This is a genomic window from uncultured Fibrobacter sp., from assembly GCF_937877005.1.
Lineage (GTDB): Bacteria > Fibrobacterota > Fibrobacteria > Fibrobacterales > Fibrobacteraceae > Fibrobacter.
The window spans coordinates 1-9,324 of sequence record NZ_CALEFV010000104.1 but is presented as its reverse complement, the minus strand read 5'-3'; the positions used below and the strand labels follow the sequence as shown (position 1 = coordinate 9,324).

The 9,324-nt window shown below is 50.4% G+C and carries 9 protein-coding genes and 1 tRNA gene; 8 read left to right on the top strand and 2 right to left on the bottom strand.

Annotation, left to right across the window (positions count from 1 at the left end; all coding sequences use genetic code 11):
* Positions 1-483, top strand: a 483-nt coding sequence (locus tag Q0628_RS05260) for an exodeoxyribonuclease VII large subunit (RefSeq protein ID WP_298768825.1), incomplete at its 5' end; no start/stop codon positions are given.
* A 30-nt stretch (positions 484-513) separates the two neighbouring features.
* Here Q0628_RS05260 and Q0628_RS05255 read toward each other — a convergent pair.
* Positions 514-981, bottom strand: coding sequence for a type I restriction enzyme HsdR N-terminal domain-containing protein (locus Q0628_RS05255; RefSeq protein ID WP_298768823.1), 468 nt, complete (start codon positions 979-981; stop codon positions 514-516).
* 425 nt (positions 982-1,406) lie between these two features.
* Between Q0628_RS05255 and Q0628_RS05250 the strand changes: the two genes are divergently transcribed.
* Positions 1,407-2,708, top strand: a complete 1,302-nt coding sequence (locus Q0628_RS05250) for a pyridoxal phosphate-dependent aminotransferase (protein ID WP_298768821.1) — start codon at positions 1,407-1,409, stop codon at positions 2,706-2,708.
* A 52-nt stretch (positions 2,709-2,760) separates the two neighbouring features.
* Here the strand turns inward: Q0628_RS05250 and Q0628_RS05245 are convergent, their stop codons facing one another.
* A complete protein-coding gene (locus tag Q0628_RS05245) occupies positions 2,761-3,579 on the bottom strand; it encodes an exodeoxyribonuclease III (protein ID WP_298768819.1) in 819 nt (272 codons plus the stop codon).
* A gap of 239 nt (positions 3,580-3,818) precedes the next feature.
* Between Q0628_RS05245 and Q0628_RS05240 the strand changes: the two genes are divergently transcribed.
* The 6 genes from Q0628_RS05240 to Q0628_RS05215 all read left to right on the top strand — a co-directional run bounded on the left by Q0628_RS05240 (position 3,819) and on the right by Q0628_RS05215 (position 9,103).
* Positions 3,819-4,403, top strand: a complete 585-nt coding sequence (locus Q0628_RS05240) for a hypothetical protein (protein WP_298768816.1) — start codon at positions 3,819-3,821, stop codon at positions 4,401-4,403.
* A gap of 97 nt (positions 4,404-4,500) precedes the next feature.
* Positions 4,501-5,388 (top strand): hypothetical protein, encoded by an 888-nt coding sequence (locus tag Q0628_RS05235; protein ID WP_298768813.1) that lies wholly within the window; start codon positions 4,501-4,503, stop codon positions 5,386-5,388.
* A gap of 17 nt (positions 5,389-5,405) precedes the next feature.
* Positions 5,406-6,137: a tRNA (guanine-N7)-methyltransferase gene (locus tag Q0628_RS05230; protein ID WP_298768811.1), complete on the top strand. Its 732-nt coding sequence runs from the start codon at positions 5,406-5,408 to the stop codon at positions 6,135-6,137.
* Positions 6,138-6,175: 38 nt separating this feature from the next.
* Positions 6,176-7,825 carry a DNA repair protein RecN gene (gene recN, locus Q0628_RS05225; RefSeq protein ID WP_298768809.1) on the top strand — a complete coding sequence of 550 codons (1,650 nt, stop codon included), beginning with the start codon at positions 6,176-6,178 and terminating at the stop codon, positions 7,823-7,825.
* Entirely contained in the window at positions 7,822-8,979 is a 1,158-nt protein-coding gene (pgsA, locus tag Q0628_RS05220; RefSeq protein WP_298768807.1) for a CDP-diacylglycerol--glycerol-3-phosphate 3-phosphatidyltransferase, read from the top strand. The genes recN and pgsA overlap by 4 nt, the downstream gene beginning before the upstream one ends.
* 50 nt (positions 8,980-9,029) lie before the next feature.
* Positions 9,030-9,103, top strand: a tRNA-Met gene (locus tag Q0628_RS05215).
* The last annotated feature ends 221 nt before the right edge of the window (positions 9,104-9,324 follow it).

Here is a 9,324-nt window from a genome sequence, read left to right as displayed (position 1 = left end):
GCGAAGCGCCTAATTGACCGCGTCGCCGACAGTTGGAACCGCATGCTTTCTCTTGCGCAAAGCATTGCATTACAGACAAAAGAAACCCTCGTTTCCGTCAACCGCGATTTGACCAACATGGGAAACCGCCTGCAGCAAAAAGTGAACACCCTCATTCAAAAAGAGGCGATGAAACTTTCACTGTACAAAGGCAACCTGCAGAAGGACCTACAATTTATCTTCAGAGGCGAGAACGAACGCATCGCCCGCGACAGCGAAGGTCTGCACCAGGGTTCCCGCAAAATTCTGGACCTTGAAAAATCAAAGTTCAGCCTTATTGAGCTCCGCGTGAAGAATGCAGATCCAGAAACCACTCTTTCTAAAGGCTACACGCTCACACTCGATGCCAATGGCAAGTTCGTACGCAACAAGAGCCAACTCAAGCCCGGCGATATACTCACCACGAAATTCAAGGACGGCAGCGTACAGTCGAAAATAGTGTGAGGTGTGAAATGAGTGTTTACTTACTCCACATCATTTATATTCCGGCAGCTTTTCAATCTTCTGGAAACGCTTGGTAGCCGCATCTAGCGCAAAGTAGCGCACGGCATCGCCCAGCGAAAGCATCACGTACTTAGGCGTCAGTACCTGCAAATACTTGTTCAACTGCACCTGGAGCGCTTGCCACGTGTACTCGCCCGGAGCCTTGCATTCCACCAAAAGCCACGGATGCTTCAAGTCTGCACCATCTTTAAAGTTCTGCACCAGAATGTCCACGCGGTCATCTGTAGAAGACTTCACCGTCGAAAGTGCAAACTCCACCGCAATCAGGTTCTGCGGCACCTTGACTTCATCCATCAGGAATTTAACCGTCGCCTGACGCACGAGTTCTTCGGGCGTAGCGGGCACCTCTTTTTGGCGGATGGGGTCATATAGCGTTCCGTGGGACATATGATGATTGATGATTGATGATGGATGATGAATAATGGAAGATTTATTCATAAAATAAAAAATTTCTTATGGTCTTGACAATTTCATCACTTTCAAACTATATTTGATTGCATGAACAAAATCTTTGGACAGAACACCGCAGCAGCGGCAATGGCAGCAAGCCCGGCAGCAGCCCGAGCTATTGTGGGGCTGTCCAGAGAAACCAAAATCTGTAAAGCGTAACGCTAAAATCCAGACAAAAAGTTTCAAGGGCAGCCCCGTAAAAGGCTGCTTTTTTTATTTACCCCTATTTTAACCACTAACCACAAGGAAACGGAAATTCTCACCTAGATCCTTCGCCCTTTGCAGGGCTCAGGATGACACTGAGTTGAAAATCAAGGCTCTGGATGGCGTTGAAGCAACATTACAGGATATTTATTATTCTATAATTACGCAGTAAAATTTGAGAATTTACGATACCTATACAGGAGCATAAAATGCGCAGAAGACTATTGAGCGAAGGAGCCAAGGAACTCTCTTACGAAATCCGTGAGATCGTGAAGAAGGCAAACCAGCTCAAGGCACTCGGCCTCCCCATCCACTGGGAAAACATCGGCGACCCTATCGAAAAGAAGTGCCAGATTCCCGACTGGATCAAAGATATCGTCGTGGACCTCGTCAAGACGAACCGCAGCTATGGCTACTGCCCCTCCAAGGGCATGCTGGAAACCCGCGAATTCCTGGTAAAAGAGAACAACAAGCTGGGCGGCGCCCAGATTAACGTCGACGACATTCTGTTTTTCAACGGGCTCGGTGACGCCATTGCCACCATCTACGGACTGCTCTCCATGAACACCCGCATCATCGGACCAGCTCCGGCCTACTCCACCCACAGTTCCGCCGAAGCGGCACATGCCCACACATCCCCGATTACCTACCGCCTGCAACCGGAAAATCACTGGTACCCGGACCTGGACGAACTTGAAAACAAGGTGAAGTACAACCCGAGTATTGCGGGCATCCTCATCTTGAACCCGGACAATCCGACAGGCATGGTTTACCCGCTCGAAATCCTCCAGAAGATTGTGGATATCGCGAAACGCTACAACCTGTTCATCATCTGCGACGAAATCTACAACAAGATTACCTACAATGGAGCCCACGCCTACGCGCTCGCCGAATACATCGGTGACGTTCCGGGCATTGCGCTCAAGGGCATTTCCAAGGAATACCCGTGGCCGGGTGCTCGTTGCGGCTGGGCCGAATACTACAACCGCGACAAGGACGAACAGTTCGACGCCTTCTGCCGTGCCATCGACAACGCGAAGATGGTGGAAGTTTGCTCGACCACGCTCCCGCAGATGACGATTCCGCGCGTTCTCGGTGACCCGCGCTTTGCCGAACACCGCAAGGCCCTGAACGAGAAGATTGGCCGCCGCAGCGCCATCATCAACGAAATCCTTTCCGACATTCCGGAACTGTATTTCAATCCGACCTACGGCGCATTCTACAACACCATCATCTTCCGCGAAGGAACGCTCAACAGCCACCAGACCTTGAAGATTGACAATCCGATCATCAAGAAGAAGGTGGAAGAATGGTGCAGCAAGACCAACAACCTGGACTACCGCTTCGTGTACTACCTGCTGGGCGCAAAGGGAATCTGCGTAGTGCCGAGTACAAGTTTCTGTACTGACCTCAAGGGCTTCCGCGTGACGCTCCTGGAAGAAGACGAAGAGGAACTGCGCGAAGTGTTCACCACGATTCACGACGCGATTGTAGAATACCTGCACTCGTAATCGCTGCAAACAAGTTAAATAAAAAGCCGCTCGAAAGGGCGACTTTTTTATTTTAGATTTCAGCTTCTACAGAAGCGGGCTTAATTGCGAGTGGCGCGAACGGCGGTTCGAGTTCAATGCTGATTGGGCAGTGGTCAGAACCCATTACATCATGATGGATATCCGCACTCAGAATGTTAGGAACGAGGCCCTCGTCCACAAAGGCGTAGTCGATGCGCCAACCAACATTGCGTTTGCGGGCTCCAAACCGATTCGACCACCAGGAGTAGCGGTCGCGATCTTCGGGATGCAGCTTGCGGAACGAATCCACAAAACCATTTTCCACATACTTGTCCATCCAGGCACGTTCGATAGGCAGAAAACCACTAACATTCTCATTTTCTTTGGGACGGGCAATATCGATTTCCTTATGGCAGGTATTATAGTCACCCACCGTCACCACGTGCTTGCCGTCGGCAAGCCATCGCTTACTGTTTTCAAGAAAGGCGTCATAGAATCGCAGCTTGTAATCCAGACGGTCTTCTCCCGAACCACCATTCGGGAAATAGATGCTGTTGAGCACCCAGTCCGGGAAAACCAACTGAAGGACTCGGCCCTCCTCATCGAATTCCTCGATATCGAAGCCATAGTTTACACGATCGGGTTCAATCTGGGTATAAACACCGACTCCGCTATACCCTTTCTTACGCCTGCAGGGATTCCAAAAGGAAAAATAACCTTCCGGATGAGCCACCTCTTCAGGGATCTGGTCTTCCTCGGCACGAACTTCCTGCAAACAAAGTATATCCGGTTTTGTCGCAGCGAACCAGTCCACAAAGCCCTTCTTGAGGGCAGACCGAAGGCCGTTCACATTCCAGCTATATATATTCATTTTTCACCCAATACTTAATCCGTGCCAAAGATACATTATTTTACTGCACAAATGCGTAAACATCCGTTTATTTCGGCAAAGACCCTCAAGAATCACAGAAACCGGCTCAAAGATAACAAAATTTTACAATTTTGAAGCGATTGTGACTCCCCCCACATGCATTCCCACCGATTCAGGAAAAAAAACAAGTTTCTTAAGAAAAAAAATGCAAATCTGAATAATAAAATTATATTTAGCGTATGAAATCTTCAATTTTGCTTCTATCTAGCATCGCTTTTGCCACGATCCTTTCTGCCTGTGCCGGTTCAAGCAATGGCGAGAACCTCGAAGTCCCTACGAACCTTCCTCCAATCTGTCGCGACATCGACTTCGTCGAACAGCCCGACATGCGCGAAATGTGCGGTGTTCGTACAGTCCGCACCTTGGCATATAAGAACATTCCGCAGCAACGCTATCTGATCAAGCCTCAAGAGACCTCCATCGTAAAAAAGGGAGATCAGCTTGAGCTGCGTTTCCAGAATTCCCTCCCCCTTTACCTAGATGGACCGATCACCAGAGAACTGGAATTCAACCAGCAGAAGCGTCTCGAAAAGATCAGGAACACTTACGACTATCACGAAATCTACAACAAGGGCGCCGAAAGAATCCGTATCTTCAAGATGGGCATTCCGACCGACATGGGCAACAAATACGACTTTTGCTTCCGCATTCCCGAAAAGAAGGGTAATGCAAGAACGCGTAGCGTTGCCATGGGTAACCACATCGAGGCTCTCAGTTGCGCCGACTTTGACCGCCTGATTGCCGAAAACGCAAAGACGAAATAGCATTGAGCACGGGGCATAAAAAGCCCCTCTGAGGTTTGAGCTATGAGCAAGGTTCCTAAAAGGAACCTTTATTTTTTTCTACATTTGTTCCCACGTCATGGCTGAAAGCAAGTACATTCATAACGCATTAAAACAGGTTCACGTGAATACGTCGTGTACCTCCGTTGTCGGTTTCTCGATTTCGGGACTCGCGACCTATATCCAGTTGCCCGAACTGGACTTCTGCATCGACATGGGCGAATGTCCACTTTCCGCCACACCGCTAAACCATGTCTTTTTAACACACGCACACGGGGACCATGGCCGCTGCCTAATGCGACACCACAGCCTGCGCAAGATGATGGGGGTTGAACGAGAAAGCGCCTATTACTTACCGCACAGCATACACGAAGGCGCCAAGAAGTGGATTTACTCCGAAGCGCTATTCGAAGGCGTTCCCGAAAGCAAATTCCGCTACCCTAATTTGTACCCGGTCTACGCAGGAGAAGTTCAGTTTCTGGAATATCGCAAGGATCTCGCCTTTGAAGCATTCGAAGTCAAGCATTCCATTCCGACCATGGGAGGAACGATTTACCACTACAAGAAAAAGCTCAAGGACGAATATCTAGGACTCCCGGCAGACGAAATCATCAAGTTGCGTGCGAGCGGAAAGGATATCACTCGCGAAGTATACGACCCATTGGTCAGTTTTATGGGAGACTGCATTGGCGAGAGCCTGCTCGAGAACCGCCGCGTATTCGATTCCAAGGTCCTGATTACCGAATGTACGTTCCTTGCCCCCGAAGACTACGAGATGAGCCACAAGAAGGGACACACGCACATTAGCCAAATTGCAGATACACTAAACCGCATGGGCGACGATGTGAAATGCGAAAAGATTATTCTATCTCATTTTTCAATGAAGTATTCCGAAAAATACATCCGCGAAATGGTCGCCAAGAACATTCCGGATAAATTTCTAGATAGAGTGGTCGCATTTATTTAGTAGACAGTAGGAAGTTTATGAGCGATATCGAAAACATTAAAGAAGATGAAAAAGAAGTCGTAATTCCTGAATTTTACCGCGACCTGAAGGAAGATCCGGATTCAAAGGGCCTGTGGCATTACGTGTTCCGCACCCACGGCGACCGCAAGCCAATTGCAACGCCCGACGGACTCCCCCACAAGCTTGACTTTAACTGGAAAGACATGTTCCCGAACATGGGCGACCGCGTGGAAGTCGAAATCGGAAGCGGCAAGGGCGGGTTCCTTTCGGAATATGCCCCCAAGCACCCGGACACCGTCATCATGGGCAGCGAATGGGATTACACTTGGGCCAAGTTTGCGCAGCGCAAGATGGACAAGGCTGGCGCTCTGGCCAACGCCACCATGCTCCGCGGCGACGTATTCTTCTTTTTGCGCGACTGCGTGAAGGACAACACGGTGGACGCATTCCACATGTATTTTCCGGACCCGTGGCCGAAAGAACGCCACCACAAGAACCGCCTTTTGCGCCCGGACTTTCTGGTTGAAGTCGCCCGCGTGTTAAAGCCCGGCAAGAGAATTTTCTACTGGGGTACCGATCACCAGGAATACAACGAAGTGGCTCTTGAAGTTTTCGACAACTTCAAGGGTTGCAAAATCCTGGAACGAAATACCGCAGAACCTACCGAAGGCATTATGACTGGCTTCGAAAAGAAATACCGCAAGGAAGGTCGCCCAATCTACCGCAGTGTCGTCGAATTTGAAAAATGACACTTAGTGTCAAGCCAAATTGCTAATTTATTTGTCGTATGTTAAAGCACCTGTCGATTAGTGGATTTACTTTGATTGCGAATGCGGAAGTTCCGTTCCGCGATGGTTTTACTGCAATAACCGGCGAAACCGGCGCAGGAAAATCAGTACTCTTGAAGGCGCTTCGCATTGTATGCGGCGACAAGGCGCAATCGGCCATGGTGCGCACCGGCGAAGAGAAGGCCGTGGTCGAAGCCACATTCGATATCACCAACGAACCGCAAGTGAAGAAGGTTCTTGAAGAACTGGAGCTCGACGGCGACGACGAACTGATTATCCGCCGTGAAATCCAGGAGAACGGCAAGAGCCGCGCCCGCGTGAACGGAGCCGTCGTGGCACTCCCCGATTTGCAGCGCCTGGGCGAAGAACTGATCCAGATGCACGGCCAGAGCGAACAGCTCCTGCTACGCGACATCCGCACGCATACGCAGATGCTCGACGATTTTGCAGGAAACGGTGAACTGCTTGCCGAATATTCTAGCGAATGGGCTTCCTGGAACAAGATTCAGGACGAAATCAAGGCTACCGAAGAACGCGCGAAGAACTTGGCCGCCCAAAAGGACTTTTTGAAGTTCCAATTCGATGAACTTTCGAAGGCCTCGCTCAAAGAAGGTGAAGAAGAAGCCCTCGAAGAAAAGGTGAACAGCGCCAGCAAGCAAGAAGCCGAAACTCGTTACTTGAACGACATCCAGGGAATGCTGGGTGGCGAAAACGGCCTCTTGGACCAGGTACAGATTTTACAGTCCAAGTTGCGTTCGCTAGCAGCAAAGCTCCCCGACTACGAAGATTACCTGAAGTCGCTTGACGAAGTAACGGACCCATACGAAAGCGTCTGCAAGGACTTGCTGCGCCTGCGTCCGTCTGCAGCCATGAGTGCCGCCGACATTGACCGCGCGAACGCCCGCATTGCGGCGATTCAGAAACTCAAGCGCAAATACCGCACCGATGTCGCGGGCCTGATTGCCTTGACGGAACAGCGCAAGGATGAACTTGCTAGCCTCGAGAACTTGGATGCGGACTTGGAAGAACTTTCCAGGCAGTCCAAGAAGGCGTTGGAAGCACTGCAGGCGACCGCCCTCAAGCTCACGAAATCTCGCCAGGAAGCTGCCATCCGCTACGACAAGGCCGTGAGCGAAATTCTGAATACGCTCGGCATGCCGAAGGCGATTTTTGCGACATCCATTGAACCGCAAGCATTATCGGTCAACGGCAAAGACAAAATTGAATTCACTTTGGCACCAAACCCGGGCGAAGGATTCAAGAGCTTGCAAAAAGCGGTCTCTGGGGGTGAACTTTCTCGCGTTTTACTATCCATCAAGACCGTCATGGCAGATCTTGATCGCGTTCCCTTACTTATATTTGACGAAGTAGATTCAGGCATTAGCGGCGAAGTCGGCAATAGTATCGGCGAGGCGCTCAAGAAATTGGGCAAGCACCACCAGATACTCACCATCACCCATCTGCACCAGGTGGCAAGTCGTGCAGTCAACCAGCTTTCCGTCAGCAAGCGAGAAGTCGACGGACGCACACTAACAAGCGTGAAGGAACTGGACCGCGAAGGAAGAATCGAAGAAATTTCTCGCATGCTCGGCGGGGCAAACGAAACCGTTCGCGAACATGCCAAGCAACTTTTAGAGGCAAACCAATGACAGAAGAACAGACATCCGATATTAGGCTCCGCTCCCGCATATGGAGCGTGCTGCGCGCTATGGTTTTTGTAGCCGTAATCGTCTTTATCTGGATGGGTATGGCCAAGACCGCCTGCGCCCTGGTCGCCGTAGCACTTATCATGGGCTGGGTTAACTTATACCAGCTCCGTTTCCAGGAAATCGAGAAGCCTTATTATAGACTTTGGCTGAACGTGATTGACGGTTTTCTTTCGTTCGCAGTGATGACCAGCATCTTTGTGCGCGACTTACTGCAAAACGACCAAGCCGAAAAGTTGCTCGCTGTCGGTTGCGTATTCCTGTTGGCCCGTCTTGTCGCCCACACGCTCTTTAGCCTCGGCGTGCTTCGCGAAGGAAAGTCGCTTCCCCGCAAGCGTCGCTGGAGCAAGATGTCAAACATCGCGATTACAGTGACCATGGGCGTGTACTTGTTGAATCTCGAAGATTACCAGCAGATTTGCATGGTGACGTCGATTCTCTTGATCATTGCCTCGACCGTTGCCTACGCTTACTGGTATTACCGCGATTCCGCGCACCGTAAGCCCTTATCGATTGCAAGCCAGCTCACCATGAGCCGAATCGTGCTCACTCCATTTTTCCTTTGGGTATTCTTCTACGACAACGACCTCGACTACAGCAACAACAGCCTCGTTTTCAAAAGTCTCTCGCTTGTCATGGTCCTCGGCTTTATGCTGACAGATTTCTTGGATGGTTACCTCGCCCGCAAGCTCGGCGAAGTCAGTACGCTCGGGAAATACCTCGATCCGTTTAGCGACAAGATTTCGAACATGACGATTTTCATGTGTTTCATCGCGACCGGTTACGCCCCCGTCTGGATGGTTGCGCTAATCTACTTCCGCGAATCAAGCGTCGAGACATTACGAACTCTTGCCGCAAGCGAAGGATTAATCATGCCGGCTCGCCGTAGCGGCAAATGGAAAACCGCGCTGCAAGGGATCGGCATCGTCGCAATCTTGCTCGGAGCACTTGATCCCATGGAAGCGTTAATACCCAATTACCAGGCCTTCTGGAACATTTTCCCGCAGACTGTGATGGGCGTCATTACAGCCATTACGATTATTAGTGGCATAGACTATTTCTATGCCAGCAAGCACATTCTGAAAAAATTCGTTTAGTCCACCCTTGACAGGGCTATATATTTTTACTATATATGGGCTATCCTCGACGCGGGGTGGAGCAGTTGGTAGCTCGTCGGGCTCATAACCCGAAGGTCGCAGCGTTCAAGTCCTGCCCCCGCTACTAAAGAAACCGGTCCTGTAAAGGATCGGTTCTTTTTTTAAATTTGAACTGTATGTCTCGCCTTACCGAATCCGAAGCATTAGATTTATTTTTAAACGCTCCCCTCAACGAGCTCTGTGCCCGCGCAAATGCCGAAAAGGAACGCAGGCATGGGCATTCCGTGTACTGGGTGAACAACCGCCAGATCAACTACACCAACGTGTGCGTGTTGCACTGCAAGT